This window comes from Legionella qingyii, assembly GCF_003184185.1.
Genome location: NZ_QHJG01000007.1, coordinates 134,810 through 157,722, shown reverse-complemented (window position 1 = coordinate 157,722; position 22,913 = coordinate 134,810). Strand labels below are relative to the sequence as shown.

The following is a 22,913-nucleotide window of genomic DNA, read 5'->3' as shown; positions in this document are numbered from 1 at the left end:
TTCATTATTTGCGCCTCTTGCTTATTTTGAACATTTTTACACTTTTAATTGTATTGTCGCCGACTCTTAGTATTTCCATCCGATAGTTCTCTATAGTTAAACATGAATCAGCTGGAGGAATATAGCCAAGATGCTCGACAATTAATCCGCTTAACGTTTTTGGCCCTATCATCGGTAATTGCCATCCCATTAATCGGTTTAGATGACGTAATGTTATGCTTGCATCAACAATAACTGAGCCATCGCTTTGCGGAGTAATATCTCGACTTAGTGCAGCCACATCTGTAGTAAATTCACCTACAATTTCTTCAAGTATATCTTCCATTGTGACTAAGCCCTGAATATCTCCATATTCATCAACTACAAAGGAACTTCGTCTCTTCATTTTTCTGAAATTTAATATTTGAATATTAAGCGAAGTAGCCTCAGGAATATAATATGGCTCATCCGCTGCTTTCAGTAGACTTTTAAGATCCAACTCATTATCTATAGCCAAATTTAATACATCACGCACATGGATCATTCCTACCAGATCATCAATGGAATTGCGGTATAAAGGCAAACGGGTATGTTTTGCTGTTTCTAATTGATACAGAATTTCCGACCAAGGCTCTTCGATATCGATACCAACAATATCCGATTTAGGAATCATAATATCTTCTACCGTAGCTTGCTCCAAATCTAGAAGACTAATCAACATACTCTTATGCTCAACTGGTAATAGCCCCCCTGCTTCATGTACCACTGAGCGTAATTCTTCATTCGTCAAGAATTCCTTTTGTATTTTGTCAATTGAGATCCGAAATAAACGTAATACACCGTTAGACATAGAGCTGCTGATGTATACCAAGGGGGCAAAAATCAATTGAAGTATTTGTAGTGGCAATGAAGTAGCAAATGCAACTTTTTGTGGATAAATTGCTGCGAATGTCTTGGGTATCATTTCAGCAAATACTAAAATCACCAGCGTTAAAATGATGGTTGCTATAGCAATACCCGCATCACCATAAACACGCTGACCAATCAAAGTTGCTATGGTTGATGCAAGGATATTAGCCAGAGTATTACCGATTAAGACAACGCTCAATAGTCGATCGGGTCGAGAGAGTATTTGATTCACTCGCGTTGCTTGTTTATTCTCTTTCTTGACTAGATGTTTTAACTTATAGCGATTAATCGACATCATACCAATTTCAGTGGCAGCAAAAAATGCAGCCAAGAGAATTAAAAAAAGCAATATAAGAAACAATGTAGAAAGATGGTATGTCACCGAATTACCTCATGCTTTTATAACACGAAATAAAGTATCATATGGCTTCAAAGAAAGCGAGATTCAATATTTGATTCAACCTTATTAGCATTGAGGGTAGGGCATTGCTATACGATTCTAAAGTTGATTCTTATATCACTATATTAATTTTTTCTAAAATAAATGTTACACGTTGTTCAACAGATAGCTTCGGTACTTCAATTAAATCGTAGTTTGCACTAATAAGTGCTTCTTTGACTATGTCATAAGCCAAAACAGCTTGTTCAAAGGTATGCACCCGTTCTTCATCGGTTGTATATATTTCTTGCCATGGAGGAAATATAAATACGCGTTGATTATATCTATATTGTTTATTTACAAGCACAATATCTTTAATCAGGTTATCCCAAGCTGCTCCACTGGCGATTGACTGATAACCTAATAAATCAGGTAGTCCTCGGTCAAAAAAGACGGGGGAAACGAACTCGGAATACTCCAAAAAATCGTGCAAACATTGTTGCAGCATTAATTGACAAAATTTAAATCGATTATCAACTTGTATCGCATTGTGTCCCTGCTGTTTTTGCTCTTTTATAATTGTTCTTGCTGCTTCACTAACTACGGTGAATGAATTCATTTGTAACAATTTTATAACAGAACTTTTGCCTACGCCTGGACCACCTGTTATTAAATAAAAATTGGATTTTAACAATTTTTGCTCCATTTGATTCAGCTTAAAAGTTGTCTCTTATCTTCATGCCACAACTTAGAGCATCAATTGATAGTAAGGGTGAGCAGACCGATAAATGCAACACTTCCGTTTTAATGCTGTGTAACCCAACACTAAAGTCGCACTATATTATGTTTCAGGGGTCTTGACCGTATGTCTTCGCCCAAACCCCACGAATATTTCTTTCATCGGAAAAAATAAATTTCAACTAATTTTGCTCATTATTATATCGAGCTACGCTGGCCTTAATCTCTTCGAACGCCGCGTCTGGACCAACCCAACCATCCAGTTTAACCCATTTACCTTCTTCCAAATCTTTATAATGACTGAAAAAATGTTCCAAAGAGTTTAATAGATGCTGCGGCAGATCTTCATATGATTGAATCGATTCATAAATTTTAGTTAGCTTATTCGTAGGAACCGCTAAGATTTTAGCATCTACGCCTGACTCATCAGTCATTTTTAACATACCTACGGGTCGACATGGAATAACCGATCCACCTACAAGAGGAACTGGAGTCACAACGAGAACGTCAACTGGATCCCCGTCTTCTGATAAAGTGTGCGGAACATAACCGTAATTGACTGGATAAAACATGGGAGTCGTTAAAAAGCGGTCAACAAATAATACTCCGGACTCTTTATTTACTTCATACTTTACAGGCTCACTATGCATAGGGATTTCAATAATTACATTAATTTCCTTTGGTAAATCACGACCACTGCTAATTCTCATTAAACTCATTTATTCTTCTCCCCTCTTAATAGAATAAAAATACAGTAAAACGATAAGACATAATATATCCTTGATAATTCGACAAACGCCGTCCTTTAGGGCGCAAGCCGGTTCTAACAGGAATAAGTACTCTCACCATTATGGGTTTACTTTAAATAAAAATCTTGGTACGAATGCAAATTTGCAACATAAAGCGGCTATTATGCGAAAAAACACGTTAAAAGGCAAAGAGAAGCTGTCGCATTATAAGTAATGCAATGTATAATAGTCTTTTTTAATCACAATGAGATTGCTTATGAATTGCTTGTTTTGCAAAATTGCACAAGGTGCAATTCCTGCATCAGTAGTTTTTGAAGACGATGAGATAATGGCTTTTCGTGATCTCAACCCGCAAGCTCCTAAACATCTGCTGATTATTCCGAAGCAACATATTGCTACGCTGAATGACGCCAGCGATGAAAACCAGGCCCTGTTGGGAAAAATGATTTTAGGGGCAAAAAAAATTGCTCAAACTGAAGGAATAAGTGACGCAGGATATCGATTAGTTTTTAACATTAATCCCGACGGTGGCCAAACAGTATATCACATTCATTTACATTTGCTGGGCGGACGTCATATGACTTGGCCCCCTGGGTAGGAAAGAACAATGGAAAAACTATATAAAGAACTGCTAATACAATTAGGTGAAGACATAAGTCGCCAAGGGTTGATTGACACTCCTACGCGTGCGGCCAATGCCATGCGTTATTTGACTAAAGGCTATAATGAGAGCCTGGATGATATTATTAATGACGCACTTTTTGATTCTGATATGAGTGAAATGGTTATAGTCAAGGATATTGAAATGTATTCCATGTGCGAGCACCATTTACTTCCATTTCTTGGCAAATGTCATGTTGGATACATTCCTAATGGAAAAGTAATAGGTTTATCGAAAGTAGCCCGAATTGTTGATTACTTTGCGCGACGCTTGCAAATACAGGAACGGCTAACTTCAGAAATAGCGAACTGCTTAGAGTCAATTACCGGTGCACGAGGTGTAGCTGTAGTAATTGAAGCCAAACATCTGTGTATGATGATGCGCGGCGTCGAAAAGCAAAACTCAGTAATGACCACTTCAGTAATGCTTGGTGATATGCGAAATAGCCCAACAAGTCGAGCCGAATTCTTAACCTTGACTCACAATAAGTAATCCTGCTTTCCATCTCCATTTTCTAGCATTATAACCTGGGTGAAGCAAAGCGTAACCCGGGAGGCTATATTAGTCATATTTTTGCTTCACTCGGGTTACAACTAAAAATCTTTCTTCCACACCTATATATGCGGAAGAATGGATAGTTTCTTATTCTTCTTCTCCTTCACTAATACCTTCATTTGCTGCTTCACTAGGCTCTTTTTCATGATGAGCTTCTTCAGCAGGAGTGGCTGTTACTTCTTCTGCTTGTGGTCTATCTTTCCACTCAAGCTTTACACGACCTTGCTTATCAATTCCCGCAACAAATACTACAATATCTTGTCCTTCTTGCAGTACTGCTTCGACTTTTTGTGAACGATCGCTACAAATTTGAGAAATATGGAGTAATCCATCTTTACCAGGTAAAAGATTGATAAAGGCGCCAAAATCAACGATCTTACTTACTTTACCATGATAAGTTTGGCCAACCTCTATTTCAGCAATTAATGCCTTAATTTGCTTTTGTGCTTCTTCCAATGCATTCATATCTGGAGAAAATAATTGAACAACACCTGTATCATCGATATCTATAGAAACACCGGTACTGTCAATTAATCCTTTAATTGTTGCACCACCTTTACCGATAATAGTGCGGATCTTGTCTTCAGCAACTTTCATTGTAGTAATGCGAGGTGCATGCTGAGATAATTCGTCCCGATGCTCTGATAATGCATTATTCATTACGCCTAGGATATGCAAGCGACCAGCTAAGGCTTGGTCTAAAGCTTGTTCCATAATTTCATTGGTAATACCATGGATTTTAATATCCATTTGTAATGCTGTGATTCCATGTTCAGTACCTGCTACCTTGAAATCCATATCACCTAAATGGTCTTCATCACCTAATATATCAGTTAATACTGCGTAACGATCCCCCTCTTTAATCAAGCCCATCGCGACTCCAGCTACAGGTGCTTTTAAGGGAACACCTGCATCCATCAGCGCAAGACTAGTGCCACATACTGTAGCCATCGAACTTGAACCATTAGATTCAGTAATTTCAGAAACAACTCTTAAAACATAGGGAAATTCATTTGCCTCGGGCAAAACAGCCATGATTGCACGTTTTGCTAGGCGACCATGTCCAATCTCTCTACGTTTGGGACTGCCAACCATACCGGTTTCCCCAACCGAATAAGGAGGGAAATTATAATGCAGCATAAAGCGGTCTTTCGATTCACCGGTAATATTATCTAGGATTTGTGCATCACGCTCATTACCCAAAGTAGCAACAACAATAGCTTGGGTTTCACCACGAGTGAACAAAACGGAACCGTGTGTTCTTTCTAGCAGTTTTGTACGAATCGCAATTGGACGGACAGTTTTGTGGTCACGACCGTCGATTCGTGGCTCACCATCAAGAATGCGATTACGTACAGTAGCACGTTCTATTTCGACAAACATATTGCCAATTACATCGGCTTTTAACTCATCATTCTCTGCTTGCAGTGCTGATATTGTTTGTTCTTTTAACTCATTCAAACGTTGGTAACGCTCTTGTTTATCTTTAATCAGATACGCTGCTTCAACATCTTGTTTCACCATATCTGAAACTCGTTCTTGTAAAGAAGTATCCACTTCAGGAGCTGTCCACTCCCAACGAGTTTTTCCACCTTGTGCTGCAAGCTCTTCTATTGCTTTGATCACATTTTTCATCATTTCATGACCAAACATAATTGCGCCGCGCATAATGTCTTCACTTAATTCTTTAGCTTCTGACTCGACCATTAAAATCGCATCTTTAGTTCCTGCAACTACTAAATCAAGTTTGGATTGCTCCAGGTCTTTGCGGCTTGGATTCAATAAGTAAATACCGTCCTTATAACCTACACGAGCAGCGCCAATTGGACCGTTAAAAGGAACCCCAGACAGAGCTAATGCTGCAGAAGAGGCGACCATTGCAACAATATCTGCAGAAACTTCGGGGTTTAGAGAAAGTACCGTAACAATGACTTGTACTTCATTGCAAAAACCTTCAGGAAATAATGGACGAATAGGGCGATCAATGAGTCGTGAAGTTAGAGTTTCATTATCTGATGGTCTGCCTTCGCGTTTATTAAATCCACCAGGTATTTTACCTACTGCGTAAAATTTTTCCTGGTAATTTACTGTTAATGGGAAAAAACCATTTTCTTCACCACCTTCTTTTTTACCAACTACTGTAGCTAATACTTGAGTGCCATTCATACTGGCTAATACAGCTCCATCCGCTTGTCGCGCAATTTCACCAGTTTCCAATATAAGCGTGTGGTCACCAAATGCTATTTCTTTTGTAAACTTAGCCACGTAATCTTCCTCTTTAAGTAATTATAACGAAAAAAAGGCGCAGAAAAATGCGCCTTTATTTAAAGTATTTTTTGTAAAGTACATTCGTAAAGAAATGTATTTGCTCAGCAATCAATAAGAATCTCTCAGTTCCAGACTTTGGATCAATGTTTGATAGCGAGCTTCATCGTTACGCTTTAAATATTTCAACAGCTTACGACGCTTATTAACAAGTTCTTGCAGTCCACGTCGAGAATGAAAATCTTTTTTGTGTTCTTTAAAGTGCTCAGTTAAATATTTAATACGGCCAGTAATAATAGAAACCTGAACTTCAGGCGAACCAGTATCTTTATCGGTACGCTTGTATTCATTAACAATTGCTGCTTTATCTGCGCTGCTTAGCGACATTATACACTCCTGGAACTACTAAGTATTCATTTAAAGGCGAACATTCTACCAAGGCATGTCCAACGAAACAAGTACTGAAAATTATTTTTGTGCAAAAAATTTCATATTTAGCGGTAATCACTCTTTTAATATATAAAAAGAATTAAAAAGAAAGTAATCGTTTCGCTTTAATATCACCTTGGATATTTCGTTCACCTAACCCAATAAACTGTGCATTCTCATCATAAAGACGAACACAATCTTCTCTTTCTACACCTATTTTATTTGTAACTACTCTACCTTGACGAATTATAACAATTTCTTCGCTCAAAAGAGTCACTTTTTCCAAATGACTAATTGCTCTATCCATAGGAATTAAGCAAGCTTTTCGTTCTGAAATAGTCATTTCCTCTAATTCATCCAGAGAATACATAGGCATATTTTCTAAACCTGACGTATAAACCCGATGTAACCGAGTTACATGAGCCCCAACACCTAAAGCATCACCAATATCTTCAACTAAATTGCGAATATAGGTTCCTTTACTGCAAGTTACGGTTAATGAAAATTGATTACTGTCAAATGCATTAAGTTGCAAATTACTAATCAGGATCTCACGTGCTTTTCTCTCGATATGAATCCCTTCTCTGGCCAAACGATAAAGAGGTGTTCCATTATGTTTTAAAGCGGAAAACATCGAAGGCACCTGCTTTATATGACCTGTATGTTGCATTAATACATCAAGCAAATTAGCCTCTGAAATTTCAAATACTTCAGTACGAGCGATTATGTCACCTGTTGCATCAGCAGTATTAGTTTTAATGCCTAATAAACCCGTAGTTTGGTAACATTTATCTGCATCAAGCAAAAATTGACATACTTTGGTCGCTTCGCCGAAACAAAGAGGCAACATACCCGTGGCGAGTGGATCTAAACTTCCAGTATGGCCAGCTTTCTTTGCACCTATCAGCCTCTTTGCTTTCTGCAACGCAGTGTTCGAGGTCATTCCTTCTGATTTATTCAGCAATAAAATTCCATCTAATGCTGAAGGATTAATTGCTTTCATCATCTTCGGAACTTGGCGGATTCACTTTATCGATAAGACGGCTTAAACGTTCTCCATACTCTATTGATTCATCATATACAAAATGAAGTTGAGGAACTGTACGCAAAGTAATACTGCGTGCCAATGCACTACGTAAATAACTAGCAGCCGCATTTAAAATAGTCGCCGTTGTTTCTTTATCGTCATTAAGAACGGTAAAATATACTTTGGCATGTCCCAAATCAGCAGCAACTTTTACTGCTGATATGGTAACAAACCCTGTCAAGCGCGGGTCTTTTACTTCCATAGGAATTATCTGCGCTAACTTTCGCTGAATCATCTCAGCGACTCGATCTGTACGTTTAAAATTATGACCCATCTTTATAAATCACGCTTAATTTCAACTGTTTCATATACTTCTATTAGGTCACCTGGTTTTACATCGTTGTAATTTTTGACCCCAATACCACATTCAAACCCTTGGCGAACCTCGACCACATCATCTTTAAATCTTCGCAGAGATTCCAAAGTTCCCTCATAGATAACCACATTGGCACGCAGTACGCGAATAGGATTGTTACGTTTAATAACACCTTCGATAACCATACAACCTGCAATCGCACCAATTTTAGGTGATTTAAACACATCTCGAACTTCAGCGATACCAATAATTTCTTCTTTAAATTGCGGAGCAAGCATGCCAGTTAAAGCGCCTTTAATCTGATCGACAATGTCGTAGATGACGCTGTAATAATGTAGCTGAACTGATTCATGCTCTGCCAATTTCTTCGCACTGCTATCGGCTCTCACATTAAAGCCCACCAAAATTGCACTAGATGCTATCGCCAAGTGAACATCTGATTCAGTAATACCACCCACACCACTTGAAATAACTTCAACTTTGACTTCATCAGTAGATAACTTAACTAAAGCATCTGAAATTGCTTCAAGAGAACCTTGAACGTCAGCTTTAAGTACCACATTAAGGACCTTAGATTCTCCAGCAGCCATATTCTCCATAATGCCTTCAATCGTTGATTTCTGGCGTCTTGCAAGTTTTACATCGCGGAATTTACCCTGACGGAACAAAGCAACCTCTCTTGCCTTTTTCTCATCAGGAACAACAACTGCTTCATCTCCAGCATGAGGAATAGCTGATAAGCCAAGCACTTCAACTGGAATCGATGGTCCAGCAGAATCAACCATATCTCCATTATCACCAACAAGGGCACGTACGCGACCGTACTGGAATCCAGCAAGCAAAATATCGCCTTTATTTAGTGTTCCACTTTGTACTAATACGGTTGCTACAGGACCTCTTCCTTTATCCAAGCGTGACTCGATGACTACCCCTTTTGCAGCACCATCAGTTACTGCCGTTAGTTCTAAAACTTCGGATTGCAGTAATATTGCATCAAGAAGATCGTCAATACCCATACCGGATTTAGCAGAGATATTGATAAACATCGTATCACCACCCCAAGCTTCTGGAATGACTTCATGTGTCGTCAATTCGTTCATGACACGCTCAGGATCTGCATCTGGCTTATCCATTTTATTAATTGCAACAATAATTGGTACTTTTGCTGCTTTCGCATGTTGAATTGCTTCTATAGTTTGTGGTTTAACACCATCATCAGCAGCAACGATCAACACAACAATATCAGTGGCCTGTGCTCCACGAGCTCTCATTGCTGTAAATGCAGCGTGGCCAGGGGTATCTAAGAATGTAATATCACCTTTAGGGGTACTTACGTGGTATGCACCAATATGTTGTGTAATACCACCTGCCTCACCAATAGCTACTTTGGTTCGACGAATGTAGTCCAGTAAAGAAGTCTTACCATGATCTACGTGCCCCATAATCGTAACTACAGGTGCTCTGGACTCAGTACGACTACCTTTAGTAATCGACTCACCTAATCCCACTTCAATCGCATCTTCTTTAATAACGCGTGCTTTATGACCCATTTCTTCAACCACGATAACCGCAGTTTCTTGGTCTATAACCTGGTTAATAGTTGCCATTGCACCAAGAGACATCATTACCTTAATTACTTCTGCAGCTTTTACAGACATTCTTTTTGCCAATTCAGCAACAGTAATCGTTTCTGGTATTAAAACCTCTTTTACTACAGGAGAAGTTGGTAATGCAAAACCATGTTTTAGTGACTCTTCAGCTTCTTTAAGTTTTTCGGACTTCTCTACACCTTTACGCTTTTTGAATTTACTGCGCCCACCACGTCTATGACCTTCTTGATCTTCGTCATCACGCTCAAAAGATGCTTGTTGATATTTGGGCTTTTTCTTAACCTTTCTAAAGTCTGCTGCATCAGGTTCAATTGCTGGCTCTACATGCTTCTTTTTAGCCTGCTTTTCCAATTTATGCTCTTCTTTTATGGAAATATCTTCCATATTTTCAATCGCATTTGTACTTTCAAGAACTTCAGGTGTTACGTTTTCAAGAATCTCTTCGCTTTTTTCACCCTGTAGCGTTTCTTCTACCACAGGTTCTTCGTTTGTTTCCGCAGTTGTTTCAACAGGTTCAGCAGTTTGCTCAGCTGATTCAATGGGTGTTTCAGACACTGGTGGAATCTCAGAAGCAACTTCAGCGGGATGCTGTTCAGGTATCGCCTGATTTTCTTCCGGCATAACAGGTTCTTCAGCCTCAGGAAGCTCTACTATTGGGGCACGTTTTACAAAAACCTTTTTCTTCCGTACTTCAACGTTTACAGTTTTACCGCTATGAGCATCATGACCAACGGTGACTTGTGATAAGCTTTTTCGTCTTAAAGTAATTCTTTCAGGCGAAACATTCACATCACGCAGAGAGGTTCTCTTCAAATGATTGAGTAAGATCCGCTTTTGCTCTTCATTCACAGTCTGTTGGTCATCAGTAAAAGATAACCCTGCTTCCTGTAACTGGTTCAATAAGCGTTCAACCGGAATACCAACGACTTGAGCTAATTGTTTAACCGTCACATCCGCCATATTTTAATCCCCTTTCAGCAGCTGTATTCTTTACCTAAAAAGAAACTGCATATTTGCACTACATTAATTTATAATAAATCCATGGCTTTATAAAAACCATGGTTCTCTGGCCTTCATAATTAAAGCCCCGGCCTTTTCTTCAGTCATTCCTTCAATTTCTAACAACTCATCTACAGATTGCTCAGCTAAATCTTCCATGGAAGTAATTCCTTTTGCAGCTAATATATTAGCTAACTCTTCGGTCATACCATCCATTGAGAGTAATGATTCGTCAGGTGTACCAGATAGCTCTTTACCAGAAGAAAGAGCCATTGTGAGTAATTTATCGTTTGCTCTATTTCTTAGTTCTTCTACAATTTCTTCGTCGAACTCCTCAATAGCTAGTAATTCTTCTTTGGGAACATAAGCGATTTCTTCAAGAGAAGAAAATCCATGCGCTACTAGTAATGTAGCAATTTCTTCATCAATTTCCAGTGCCGAAGTAAATAATTTAACAATTTTACTTGATTCTTCCAAATTTTTATTTTCGAACTCATCCGTAGTCATGACATTCAAAGTCCAGCCTGTTAATTGGCTTGCTAAACGAACGTTTTGACCATTACGACCAATTGCCTGCGATAATTGATCCTTTTCTACTGCCAGATCCATAGTATGAGTATCTTCATCAACAACAATAGAAGAAATTTCTGCAGGGGCCATCGCATTAATAACTAATTGAGCAGGATTATCATCCCATAAAATAATATCCACACGCTCGCCACCAAGTTCGCTAGAAACGGCTTGAACCCGAGCCCCGCGCATACCAACACAAGCTCCGACAGGATCAATTCGTCCATCGTTTGTTTTAACAGCGATTTTGGCTCTATTTCCTGGATCCCGTGCAGCAGCTTTCACTTCAATTACATTCTCACCAATTTCAGGTACTTCAATGCGGAAAAGCTCGATGAGCATTTCATTACGAGTACGGCTTACAAATAGTTGTGGTCCACGTGCTTGGGGTGTGATTTCATATAAATAAGCACGGACTCTGTCATTCGGTCGAAACATTTCATGTGGAAGCATTTCTGTGCGTGGCAAGAATGCTTCTGCTTTACCACCTAAGTCAATAATAATATTATCTCGGGTTACTTTCTTAACCGTTCCATAAATCAATTGACCTAGCTTGCTTCTGAATTGATCAATTACCAGCTCACGCTCTGCTTCTCTAACTTTTTGCATAATCACTTGACGAGCGGCTTGTGCTTCAATTCTCCCAAATTCAATCGAAGGAATTGACTCTTCTATACGATCATTAATGTTTGCAGATGGATTACGCTCTTTTGCTTGTTCAACAGTTAATTGGCGTTCTGGGTGCTCTATCTCATCCTCGTTGACTACATCCCAATATCTAAAGGTTTCATAGTCACCTGTACGTGGATCTAATTTAATTCGTACCCCTATATCTAAACCAAAGATTTTGCGAGTTGCGGACTCCAATGCAGCCTGAATGGCAAGTATAATAACATCCTTACTTACACCTCTTTCGTTTGATAACGCTTCTGCAACCAGTAACAATTCTTTGCTCATTGTTCGCCTCTCTATACTGTCAAACTTGCTTTCACAATATTTGAAAAAAGTAATTCTTTATCTTCATTATTTATTTTGAGTACTAAAGCGTTCTCAGATACTGAGACAATAGTGCCTAGTAATTTACGTTTACCCTCAATTGGCTTAAAAGTTTTTATTTGTACTTCATGGCCTATATAACGTTGATATTGCCAATTTTTAAATAAAGGTCTTGGAATGCCAGGTGATGATACTTCCAAGCTATAATTCCCAGAAATTGGATCTTCAACATCCAGAAGAGCACTGACTTGATGACTTACTGCTTCGCAGTCTTCAATCCCTATTCCATCAGCCTTATCAATGTATATACGCAATAAAGAATGCTTACCTTGCGAAAGGTACTCGCATCCCCAAAGCTCATAGCCCATATCATTAATTGTAGGAGCTAATAAATGTTCCAATTCATCTTGTATCATAGTATTAACAAACAAAAAAGGGCACGAATGCCTAATACAAATACGATATAGTAACCTAAGTTCGGGAAAGAGCTAGGCTCTGGAAGTGATTTCTCTAAAACAATTATTTCCGAGCTGATCTTTGCTTCACTGGCTACTACTGATTTTAGTGCAGTTACAAATTGTACATAATAAAAAACCCCATAAATGGGGTTCTTAATAAGTGGTAGCGGGGGCAGGATTTGAACCTACGACCTTCGGGTTATGAGCCCGACGAGCTACCAGGCTGCTCCACCCCGCGTCAACTGATGGCAAGTATACTGAGAGTCTGTACTCTTAGCAAGTACTTTCGTTCAAGAATGTAAATAAATATGTATTCTGCATCAAAAAAATGGTTTTTTATCTAATGCAGAACAAAGTTTGAACAATTTTAAGAGCCGAAAGCATTCATACAAGCTACAATTAAGGTACCTGGAAAAATACCTAAATAAATTAATGATAAACAATTCAGTGAAAGCACTAAGACATTTCCTTTATTCATAACCACAGGGTCAGTGTGTGTCGGTTTATCAAAATACATGATTTTAACAATTCTTAAATAGTAATAAGCTCCAATTACTGTAAAAAATAGCCCTACTACCGCAACCCATGTCATTTGAGCATCGACCAACGCCTTCAGCACAAGCAATTTTGTAAAGAAACCAACCGTAGGCGGAACTCCTGCTAGAGAAAACATAATAATTAGCATCATAAATGCGAGCCAAGGATTTCTTTTGTTAAGCCCTTTTAAGTCATCAACGTTATCTATTTCCATCCCGTGGTTAGACATTAATACAATTAAACCAAAGGCTGCAGCTGAAGTAATTGAGTAAACTAAAATATAATAAAGAGCAGAGGAATATCCTGATGCAGTCGCTGCCAAAATACCAAATAAAGCGTATCCAATATGCGATATAGCAGAATAAGCTAATAAACGTTTAATACTGGTTTGGACTACTGCAAATAAATTTCCCAAACCTGTGGAGAGTAAAGTAATTACCAACAAAATTTGTTGCCACTGTGAACTAATATCTACTAGGCCAATTGTCAGTAATCTAAAAGCCATACCAAGTGCAGCGACTTTGGGTGCAGCACTAATAAATAAAGTAACTGAAGTCGGTGCTCCCTGGTATACATCTGGTGCCCACATATGAAAGGGAACTGCTGCTAATTTAAAAGCAACCCCGCAGAGGATAAAAACCATCGCAAAAGCGAGCAGCGTACTTTGTTGTTGCCAGTTCGCGGCAATAACATTAGCCACTTCGAGTAAATCCAGTTTTCCAGTTGCCCCGTAAATTAGGGAAATACCATATAAAAGCATTGCGGAAGCAATCGACCCCATTACAAAGTACTTCATTGCTGCTTCAGAAGCATCACTATCTGTTCTGCGAATAGCAGTCATTGCATATAAGGGCAATGATAATAATTCCAAACCAAGGAAAATCGTAAGCAGCGAATGTGCTGAAACAAGAAGCATCATCCCTAAAGTAGAAAACAATCCTAAAATATAGTAATCACCAGAAGGCATCTGACGCTCATCTATATAATTTTTTGAATAGATAAAGCTCAGCAACACACTAATGTATATAAAAAATTTCATTAAATTGGCAATATCATCACTAATGAATAAGCCATTGAGTGTAATAATTTTATACATACCAATATAAAGAAAACTAACAACAGCAGCTAAAACTAAACCTACACAGGAGATGAAATAAGAAACTGATTTATACCGATGCCGTAAAAATAGATCAGCAAGCAATGCAATGCATGCGGTGGCGAGCACAATCATTTCCGGAATGGCTACATGGATATTTTCAAGTAATGCTGTCATATTGGTTAACCTTGATTACAATTTTGATTGACTTGCTAATGCCAGAGTATGGCTTACTGTTTGATGGATGTACTCTAGAAACGGCTTGGGATAAACACCCATGGCGATAACCATCAAAGCAAGTAAGATATAAGCACTTAACTCATAGCCCGAAAGATCTTTTAGTTCTGCAACTTTTTCATTTGCTATAGGTCCAAAAATTACTCTTTTATACATCCAAAGATTATAACCTGCTGCAGTTATAAGTGTGGTTGCAGCCCAAAATGTTACCCAAAAACCGGCTTTAAGTGACCCTAGAATTACCATAAATTCACCAACAAAACCGGAGGTTCCTGGTAAACCCGCATTTGCCATACAGAACAGCATGAAAAAAGATGCAAATATTGGCATTGTATTCACAATCCCTCCGAAATCTGCTAAACGTCGGGTATGCATACGATCATAGATAAAACCAACACCAGCGAAAAGTGCACTTGAGACAAACGCATGTGAAATCATGACTACAATTGCACCCTCTAAGATTAGGCCAGCTGCGCTTAATCCAGATTGTTTTGCAATCGCAAAAATAGCAAAACTGCCCAATGTCACAAATCCCATGTGTGAAATTGAAGAATATGCAATTAATCGCTTCATATCTTTTTGAATAATTGCGACCAATGCAATATAAACAATCGCGATTAAAGATAAGGCAATCATAATCCCTGCATAGCGACTACATGCATCTGGAACAATGGGTAAAGAGAATCGGATAAATCCGTAAGCTCCGAGTTTTAACAAAATAGCAGCCAATACAACCGAGCCGCCCGCCGGAGCCTCAGTATGGGCATCAGGCAACCAAGTATGTACTGGAAACATCGGGATTTTGATTGCAAAACCAAGGAAAAATGCAATGAAGATCAATGTTTGAGCTGTCATACTTAGTTTAATTGCATAAAACGCTTCTATACTAAATGAGCCCGCGATATAGCCCATGTATAAAAAGCTAGCTAACATAAGTACGGAACCTAAAAAGGTATATAGGAAAAATTTAATCGCTGCATAAACTCGATTCTCTGATCCCCAAATACCAATAATCAGATACATAGGTATTAGCGTTGCTTCCCAGAAGATGTAAAATAAAATCGCATCTAATGCAGAGAAAACTCCAACTAAAAGTCCCTGCATAATCAAAAATGCAGCTAAATATTGAGAGACGCGGTTAGTAATACTTTCCCAAGTTGCCAGTATCACCACTAAATTCGTAAATATACTAAGCACTATTAGGAGTAAGGACATACCATCGATACCTAAGCTATAGCTAATGCCTAGTGCTGGCATCCATGAGAATTCCTCCAAATATTGCATTCCTAATACTTTAGGATCAAAGCCTGCAACAAGAGGGATACACAGTAGCAAACAAAGTATTACGGTAAACAATGCCAAATAACGCGAAATATTCGGGCTACGATCATCTCCAGCGAGAAGAACAAAAACACCGCCTATTACTGGCAACCAAATTAGTAAATTGAGCAAATAATGCATACCTTCACCCTATATTCAGCCGAGTATCAACCAGCATAAAAATCCAAGCAATCCAAAAATCATTACTGCAGCATAATGATACAGATAACCACTTTGTATAGCGCGACCTTTAGCTGATAACCATCTAACGAGTCGACTGCTGCCATTCACAACCATCCCATCGATCAATTTCTGATCACCCACACTGTAAAATACAGTTCCTATCCCCTTAGAACCTTTTACAAAAACTAAATTGTTAAATGCATCAAATCCATATTTATTAACGAGTATTTTATAGATGAGTGAAAAACGACGTGCTAAATAGCCTGGAATCGATGGTACAGCTATATAACAGAGCCAGGCAATCGCAATTCCCGCCAAAGTAATCCAAAAAGTGAGCGAGTATATCGAATGCATCATACTTGCAAAAGGTGATGTAATTTCGTGCGCAAGCTCTGCCAACACATTATGTTGAGGAAGTATAAATAAAGATGAGCTTAAAATGGATGGATTATCAAATAGCATAGGCATATACAATATGTAGCCTAAAATAATTGAAGGAATAGCAAGTAGAACAAGTGGCAACCAAACTACCCATGGTGATTCATGAACATGACTTAAAGTATGTTCATCCATGCGAGGTTTACCATGAAACGTCATAAACAAAGATCTAAAGGTATACATCGCAGTAACACCCGCGCCAAGAACAACACAGAAATAGGAATAACCACTTCCTGGAATCTGTGACAATTGTACCGCTTCAATAATTGTATCCTTTGAATAAAACCCTGCTAGTGGAGGAATAGCGCACAGAGCTAGAGAACCAATAACAAAGGTTACATAAGTAATTGGCATTTTTTTCCATAAACCACCCATTTTCCGCATGTCTTGTTCATGATGCATTCCGATAATTACAGAACCAGCACCTAAGAATAAAAGTGCTTTAAAACATGCATGAGTAAGAAGATGAAACATCCCTGCACTATATGCTGAAGCACCCATTCCAACCATCATATATCCTAATTGAGATAGTGTTGAATAGGCGACTACACGTTTAATATCGTTCATTGTAAGTGCCAGGATTCCTGTAAAGAGTGCTCCTGTTGCGCCAATAACCAAAACTACGCTCAATGCTGTTGTGGAAAATTCGATCAGAGGTGAAATACGTGCAATCATAAATACCCCAGCAGTAACCATGGTTGCAGCATGAATCAATGCAGAAATAGGTGTCGGACCTTCCATCGATTCAGGTAACCATACATGCAGCGGTACTTGTGCCGATTTACCCATAGCACCAACATATAAAGCCAAACAAATTACCGTGACTAAAGACCAAGGGTGGCCTTGAAATAGCTCAATATTTTGACTTGCAAGATAATTAACACTCTTGAATACAGTTTCATAATCGATACTTCCAGTGTAAGCAAATACCAGTGCAATACCTATTAGGAAACCGAAGTCGCCCACACGGTTGACGATAAATGCTTTAAGGCTACCTTCAATAGCTGATTCCTTTTGATACCAAAAACCGATAAGCAAATAAGAAACGAGACCGACACCTTCCCAGCCAAAGAATAATTGCAAGAAATTATTGGCACTGACTAACATCAGCATCATAAAAGTAAACAGCGAAATATAGCTAAAAAAGCGCTGGTACCCATCGTCATCAGCCATATAGCCAATACTGTAAATATGCACCAACAAAGAGACAAAATTTACAGTCACGAGCATCACGACACTTAAAGGATCGATCAGAAAACCAATATTAAATTCAAATGGAAGGATTAAACCACCAGTTGCCCAATGATATAGAACTGTGCTCTCAGTTGGCATGGCGCCAGTAAAGACTTGCCAAGCTACATAGAGCGAGGCAATAAACGATATTGTAACGCCTAAGATAGTAGCTGAATGTGCTCCGGCTCGTCCTATTTGATTACGGAAAAAACCAGCAATGATGGAGCCAGCCAAGGGAGTTAAAACGATTATTAGACAAAGTTGTTGGATACTCACAATGTTAACCTTTTAAATGATTCATCTTATCTACGTCAATGTTACCTCTATTTCTAAAAAGCAACATCACTATGGCTAATCCTATTGCTGCCTCTGCTGCAGCAACCGTTAAAATAAAAAAGACATAAACTTGACCGCTAATTTCGTTATAATAATGTGAAAATGCGACAAAATTAGTATTCACTGCAAGTAACATCAATTCGATGCATACCAGCAATAAGATGATATTTCTACGATTCATCATTATGCCAATAAGACCAAAACCGAATAAAATTGCCCCCAGAATTAGGTAATTATTAACAGGTATCATATAGAATTCCCCAACATTATTTTTCTGCTTTCATATTAATTAATTCAACCCGATCATTTCTACTTGTCAGAATCTGTTGTTTCACATCCTGTCTTTTCGATTTTCTGGGACCTCTATGTACTAGGGTAATTGCTGAAATAATTGCAATTAATAACAGAACAGCTGCAATCTCAAAAGCCAGTAAATAATCAGTATATAGAACCATGCCCAAGGCTTCAGTATTTGAGCGAGTTGCATCAGGATTGTTTTGTGTTACCTCAAATAACTGTGTACTTATTGTAGTGTTGCTCTGAGTTTCAACATTCGACTTAAACGTACCTGCAGGAATAGATACCATTAAAAGTCCCGTTAACAAAGCAACAAGAATTAAACCGAATGGTAAATAGCGTCTATAATGGTTTTTAATTACTTCAACATCAATGTTAAGCATCATCACGACGAACAGGAACAGTGTCATGACCGCCCCTACATATACCAGTACCAAAATCAGTGCCAGAAACTCCGCCTCGGCAAGTATCCATAATACGGCACTTGCAAAGAATGTAAGTACAAGAAATAAAACGCTGCGTACTGGATTATCTTGAATAATGACCATAAAGGCAGCGCCTACGGCTATAGCCGCAAAAATATAGAAAATAGTTTGAACTAATAATTCATGCATACTGCACCCCGTTATCGGTATTTTTCATCAGCAGCTCTATCTGCCGCAAGTTTAGGCTCCAACAAATCGCCAAGTGCCAAGAGCTTTTCTTTTGTCATAATATTTTGACCGCGTTCACTAACATGATAATGATGCACCGGTGTCACTACGATGGAATCTACAGGACATGATTCTTCACATAAGCCGCAATTAATGCATTTAAATACATCAATATCATACCTTGTTGTGCGACGAGATCCGTCTTCACGTGGTTCTGACTCTATGGTTATAGCCAGTGCAGGACAAACTGCTTCACATAATTTACAAGCAATGCATCGTTCTTCACCATTAGGATAACGGCGTAACGCAAGTGCTCCTCTAAAGCGAGGTGAAATTGGAGTCTGTTCCTCTGGAAACTGTACGGTTATTTTTTTCTTAAAAAAATATTTACCAGTTAACTTTAAACCCTGCAATAATTCTATTAAAAGAAAACTGCGTACGTAGTATTTAATAAGTTGATATGCTTTTTTCATCGGCTTCTCTATTAATCATTAAAACCAAGGTTTAACATGTGTAACAACCATTAGTGCAGTTACAATAATCCAAACAATGGTGACCGGAATAAGTACCTTCCAGCCTAAACGCATAAGCTGGTCATAACGATAACGAGGAAAAGTGGCTCTTATCCATAAATATACATATAAGAAAAAGCAGACTTTTACGATTAACCAAACAAACCCGGGTACAATAAAAAATATGTTTTGTAAAAATGGGACACCTTCAAATGGCGACATCCAACCACCCACAAACAGGATACTGAGTAGTACAGAGATAAGAATCATACTCGCATATTCTGATAAGAAGAATAATGCGAAGCCTATTCCAGAATACTCCACATGGAATCCAGCAACAATTTCGGACTCTCCTTCGGCTAAGTCGAATGGCGCACGGTTGGTTTCAGCGATTCCTGCAATCCAAAACACAAAAAACAGTGGCAATAGAGGAATAAACCACCAATGTAAAACTCCACCTCTTTGTGAATTAACAATGTCTGTGAGATTCATACTTCCTGCAGCCAACAGCACGCCTACTAAAGCAAAGCCCATTGCAATTTCATAGGATACGGTCTGCGCTGTACTTCTTAATGCACCAAACATTGCATATTTGGAGTTAGATGCCCATCCAGCAATTAGCACTCCATAAACGCCAAGGGAACTCATTGCAAAAATATAAAGAACCCCTGCATTAATATTTGCTAAAACCATTCCTTCCTGAAAAGGAATTACTGCCCAGCCTGCCAAAGCCGGAACTAAAGCAAATAATGGAGCAGCAATAAAAAGATATTTATTAGAACGCGTCGGAATAATAATTTCTTTAGTAATTAGCTTGATCAAATCTGCGATAGGCTGAAGTAATCCTCGCACCCCCACGCGGTTGGGTCCTATACGTGCTTGTATATACCCAATGACTTTACGCTCCGCATAAATTAAATATGCAACACATAATAGTAATGGCACTACGATTACTAATATTTTAATGATGACCCAAATTAATATGCTAATATCTTGCAGCATTTTCTTACCTGCCTAGCGCTTAATAGTTATTGCAGCAAATGAATGGCCTAAATCTACGGTTTCAGGCATCGCGTTTGCTACCCATACAACATCCGCCGCAATGCGTTCATCACGTTTAAGCGGCAATGTTATCTCAATATCTCCCTGAGATACAGTAGCAACATCGTCTAATTTCAATCGGTCAGCTGTTGTAGGATTGATGCGGATGCATACTGATTCAGCAGCAGCACATAATTGCAATTCTTTAGCATTCCTAACAATTGCATCGCTACGATAAAGTGGCCACTCGCCAACGCGAATCAATGATTGATTAATTAGAGGCAAGCTCTCAGGATAATAGGGCTTATAGTCTTGCTCCATAGTGATTGCAACACTATTTTTAATTTCTGACAAAATATCTTCAGTTGATAAATATTCAAAGCCATCACAATGCAATAAATTACCAAGTACTCTTAATACTTTCCATGCAGGTCGGGATTCGCCGTGAGGCGATAACGCGCCCTTTACTGTTTGCCAAGTATTATCAACATTAATATACGTTCCTGAAGTCTCAGCATATGGAGCAATTGGTAAAATAACATCAGCATAATCATGCATTGACTCATGATTGAAAGCTGACATTAAGACAACAAACTCAGCACCGAGCATTGATTGTCTTGCACCATAAGGATTAGCAAAATCAAAACCAGGCTCTACTCCCATTAAAAAATATGCTTTAAGTTTGGCATTTAGTGCTGCTTGTACATCCATTCCTGGTGTTGAATCTGTTTTGCCTGCAGTTGTTCGATGGGGAACCATCCCTGCGACCCAAGCACCTGCAGTGTTTGCACCATGAGTCAATCGCAATGCTTTCGCACCACTTAGTTTTTCAATATGGAACACCAAGGTACGCAATAAAGCCGCTTCAGGGTGATTTTCACAAAGAGCACCGGTAATTAAGCATGCATTTTCCTCTTTTAATGCTTTGGCAACTCGTTGAGTTGCTGCATCCAGCTCAAGACCTATTACTAATTTTTGTACTTCCGCTGGTAAGTTTTTTATGTCACCAGTCAGTGCTAAAGCAATCTTGGCAAGTTGCATTGGCATTTCTAAAGGTGAAACAATGAAGCGCTCATCAAGATCAAAGCAATAATCGAAATCTACTGGACTTATTGCGTAAATTTTTGCCCCATTACGGAATGCCTTACGAACCCGAACACCAGCAAGAGGGACTTCCCGATCAATATTGCATCCGATCAAGACGAGTACATTTTGATGTTCTACTTCTGCATAGGGTAAGGAACTTACTGGTGTAGTTCCTTGATGTTCTTGATCTCTAAAATCAACTTGTTGCAATCTGTGGTCGAGATTATGAACACCAATTTGGCGCATTAATTTTTGCAGTAAATACAGTTCTTCTAATGTAGAAGAACTTGAGGCAAAAGCGGCTACCTGCTCTGCACCATTTTGTTTTATAACTCGCGCTAGACCCTCTGCTGTAAATTTTAAAGCAGTCTCCCAATCCACAACTTCCCATTGTCCGTTGCGCTTAATCTGTGGCTGACTTGCTCTTAATGGGCTATTCAGTCCTAGATAACTAAATCGATCTCTGTCCGCCAACCAGGTTTCGTTAATTGCTTCATTCTCTTTTGGAACAACACGCATTAGCTTATTTCGACGTGTATGCAGATAGATATTTGATCCGAGGCAATCATGTGGTGCTACACCATCATGTTGAGTAAGTTCCCATGCTCGAGCGGTAAATCGGAACGGTTTTGAAGTTAATGCACCTACAGGGCATAAATCAATAATATTACCGGAGACTTCTGACTTCATGCTGTGTTGAACATAAGTACCTATTTGCATATGCTCACCACGACCAGTCGCACCTAACTCTCTTAATCCTGCGATTTCTTCGCCAAAGCGGACACAACGAGTACAATGGATGCAGCGAGTCATTTCAGTTGAAATCAGTGTGCCTAAATCGTCATCATCAACTGAACGTTTGCTTTCTGTATACTGAGATTCGTCTGCCCCATATCCCATGGATATGTCTTGTAATTCACATTCCCCACCCTGATCGCAGATCGGACAGTCAAGCGGATGGTTAATAAGAAGGAACTCCATAACTACCTTTTGTGAATGTAATGCTTCCTTCGATTTGGTAAATACCTTCATACCATTGGTAATTGGAGTTGCACATGCAGGAACCGGCTTACGGCCGTTTTCTACCTCAACTAAACACATGCGACAATTTGCAGCCACTGATAATTTTTTATGATAACAAAAACGTGGGATATGAATACCCGCTTCATCGGCAACTTCGATGATCATTTTACCGTTTTCTGCTTCAAACCTTTTACCGTCGATTTCAATAGTAGTAGTCATGG

At 38.9% G+C, this 22,913-nt stretch carries 19 protein-coding genes, 1 tRNA gene and 2 pseudogenes; 2 read left to right on the top strand and 20 right to left on the bottom strand.

Going from position 1 to position 22,913, the window contains the following annotated elements; all coding sequences use genetic code 11:
* Nucleotides 1-4: 4 nt before the first annotated feature.
* The 3 genes from DGG96_RS06010 to ppa all read right to left on the bottom strand — a co-directional run bounded on the left by DGG96_RS06010 (nt 5) and on the right by ppa (nt 2,724).
* Complete coding sequence (locus DGG96_RS06010) at nt 5-1,270, bottom strand: HlyC/CorC family transporter (RefSeq protein ID WP_110142048.1); 1,266 nt, start codon at nt 1,268-1,270, stop codon at nt 5-7.
* Nucleotides 1,271-1,400: 130 nt separating this feature from the next.
* Nucleotides 1,401-1,973 (bottom strand): AAA family ATPase, encoded by a 573-nt coding sequence (locus tag DGG96_RS06005; protein ID WP_110142047.1) that lies wholly within the window; start codon nt 1,971-1,973, stop codon nt 1,401-1,403.
* Nucleotides 1,974-2,187: 214 nt separating this feature from the next.
* Nucleotides 2,188-2,724, bottom strand: a complete 537-nt coding sequence (ppa, locus tag DGG96_RS06000) for an inorganic diphosphatase (protein WP_110142046.1) — start codon at nt 2,722-2,724, stop codon at nt 2,188-2,190.
* 286 nt (nt 2,725-3,010) lie between these two features.
* On the opposite strand from ppa, the gene DGG96_RS05995 reads away from it, so the two are divergent.
* Nucleotides 3,011-3,352: a histidine triad nucleotide-binding protein gene (locus DGG96_RS05995; RefSeq protein ID WP_110142045.1), complete on the top strand. Its 342-nt coding sequence runs from the start codon at nt 3,011-3,013 to the stop codon at nt 3,350-3,352.
* 9 nt (nt 3,353-3,361) lie between these two features.
* The gene (gene folE / locus DGG96_RS05990; RefSeq protein ID WP_110142044.1) at nt 3,362-3,907 is read left to right on the top strand and encodes a GTP cyclohydrolase I FolE; all 546 of its coding nucleotides are present in this window, start codon (nt 3,362-3,364) and stop codon (nt 3,905-3,907) included.
* 150 nt (nt 3,908-4,057) lie between these two features.
* Here the strand turns inward: folE and pnp are convergent, their stop codons facing one another.
* From pnp to nuoG, 17 genes and pseudogenes are all read right to left on the bottom strand, one after another.
* A complete protein-coding gene (gene pnp / locus DGG96_RS05985) occupies nt 4,058-6,235 on the bottom strand; it encodes a polyribonucleotide nucleotidyltransferase (protein ID WP_110142043.1) in 2,178 nt (725 codons plus the stop codon).
* 111 nt (nt 6,236-6,346) lie between these two features.
* Nucleotides 6,347-6,622: a 30S ribosomal protein S15 gene (gene rpsO / locus DGG96_RS05980; protein WP_110142042.1), complete on the bottom strand. Its 276-nt coding sequence runs from the start codon at nt 6,620-6,622 to the stop codon at nt 6,347-6,349.
* A gap of 142 nt (nt 6,623-6,764) precedes the next feature.
* Nucleotides 6,765-7,667: a tRNA pseudouridine(55) synthase TruB gene (gene truB, locus DGG96_RS05975; protein WP_110142061.1), complete on the bottom strand. Its 903-nt coding sequence runs from the start codon at nt 7,665-7,667 to the stop codon at nt 6,765-6,767.
* Nucleotides 7,654-8,025 carry a 30S ribosome-binding factor RbfA gene (gene rbfA / locus DGG96_RS05970; RefSeq protein ID WP_110142041.1) on the bottom strand — a complete coding sequence of 124 codons (372 nt, stop codon included), beginning with the start codon at nt 8,023-8,025 and terminating at the stop codon, nt 7,654-7,656. Before rbfA ends, truB begins: the two co-directional genes overlap by 14 nt.
* A 2-nt stretch (nt 8,026-8,027) precedes the next feature.
* Nucleotides 8,028-10,049 (bottom strand): annotated as a pseudogene (infB, locus tag DGG96_RS05965) (translation initiation factor IF-2); the annotation flags it as partial.
* A gap of 242 nt (nt 10,050-10,291) precedes the next feature.
* Nucleotides 10,292-10,637 (bottom strand): annotated as a pseudogene (locus DGG96_RS21380) (translation initiation factor IF-2 associated domain-containing protein); the annotation flags it as partial.
* A gap of 87 nt (nt 10,638-10,724) precedes the next feature.
* Nucleotides 10,725-12,203, bottom strand: a complete 1,479-nt coding sequence (nusA, locus tag DGG96_RS05960) for a transcription termination factor NusA (protein ID WP_110142039.1) — start codon at nt 12,201-12,203, stop codon at nt 10,725-10,727.
* 11 nt (nt 12,204-12,214) lie between these two features.
* On the bottom strand, nt 12,215-12,658 hold the full coding sequence (rimP, locus tag DGG96_RS05955) for a ribosome maturation factor RimP (protein WP_110142038.1): 444 nt from the start codon (nt 12,656-12,658) through the stop codon (nt 12,215-12,217).
* 203 nt (nt 12,659-12,861) lie between these two features.
* Nucleotides 12,862-12,938 (bottom strand) — tRNA-Met (locus DGG96_RS05950).
* A gap of 129 nt (nt 12,939-13,067) precedes the next feature.
* Nucleotides 13,068-14,510, bottom strand: coding sequence for an NADH-quinone oxidoreductase subunit NuoN (gene nuoN, locus DGG96_RS05945; RefSeq protein WP_110142037.1), 1,443 nt, complete (start codon nt 14,508-14,510; stop codon nt 13,068-13,070).
* A 15-nt stretch (nt 14,511-14,525) separates the two neighbouring features.
* Entirely contained in the window at nt 14,526-16,031 is a 1,506-nt protein-coding gene (locus tag DGG96_RS05940) for a complex I subunit 4 family protein (protein ID WP_110142036.1), read from the bottom strand.
* Between the two features lie 15 nt (nt 16,032-16,046).
* Entirely contained in the window at nt 16,047-18,020 is a 1,974-nt protein-coding gene (nuoL, locus tag DGG96_RS05935) for an NADH-quinone oxidoreductase subunit L (RefSeq protein ID WP_110142035.1), read from the bottom strand.
* 4 nt (nt 18,021-18,024) lie between these two features.
* Nucleotides 18,025-18,330: an NADH-quinone oxidoreductase subunit NuoK gene (gene nuoK / locus DGG96_RS05930; protein WP_058467423.1), complete on the bottom strand. Its 306-nt coding sequence runs from the start codon at nt 18,328-18,330 to the stop codon at nt 18,025-18,027.
* A 16-nt stretch (nt 18,331-18,346) separates the two neighbouring features.
* Nucleotides 18,347-18,991, bottom strand: coding sequence for an NADH-quinone oxidoreductase subunit J (locus tag DGG96_RS05925; RefSeq protein ID WP_110142034.1), 645 nt, complete (start codon nt 18,989-18,991; stop codon nt 18,347-18,349).
* 11 nt (nt 18,992-19,002) lie between these two features.
* A complete protein-coding gene (gene nuoI / locus DGG96_RS05920; RefSeq protein ID WP_110142033.1) occupies nt 19,003-19,503 on the bottom strand; it encodes an NADH-quinone oxidoreductase subunit NuoI in 501 nt (166 codons plus the stop codon).
* A gap of 18 nt (nt 19,504-19,521) precedes the next feature.
* Nucleotides 19,522-20,544: an NADH-quinone oxidoreductase subunit NuoH gene (gene nuoH, locus DGG96_RS05915; protein ID WP_110142032.1), complete on the bottom strand. Its 1,023-nt coding sequence runs from the start codon at nt 20,542-20,544 to the stop codon at nt 19,522-19,524.
* 12 nt (nt 20,545-20,556) lie between these two features.
* Entirely contained in the window at nt 20,557-22,911 is a 2,355-nt protein-coding gene (gene nuoG / locus DGG96_RS05910) for an NADH-quinone oxidoreductase subunit NuoG (RefSeq protein ID WP_110142031.1), read from the bottom strand.
* Between the last annotated feature and the right edge of the window lie 2 nt (nt 22,912-22,913).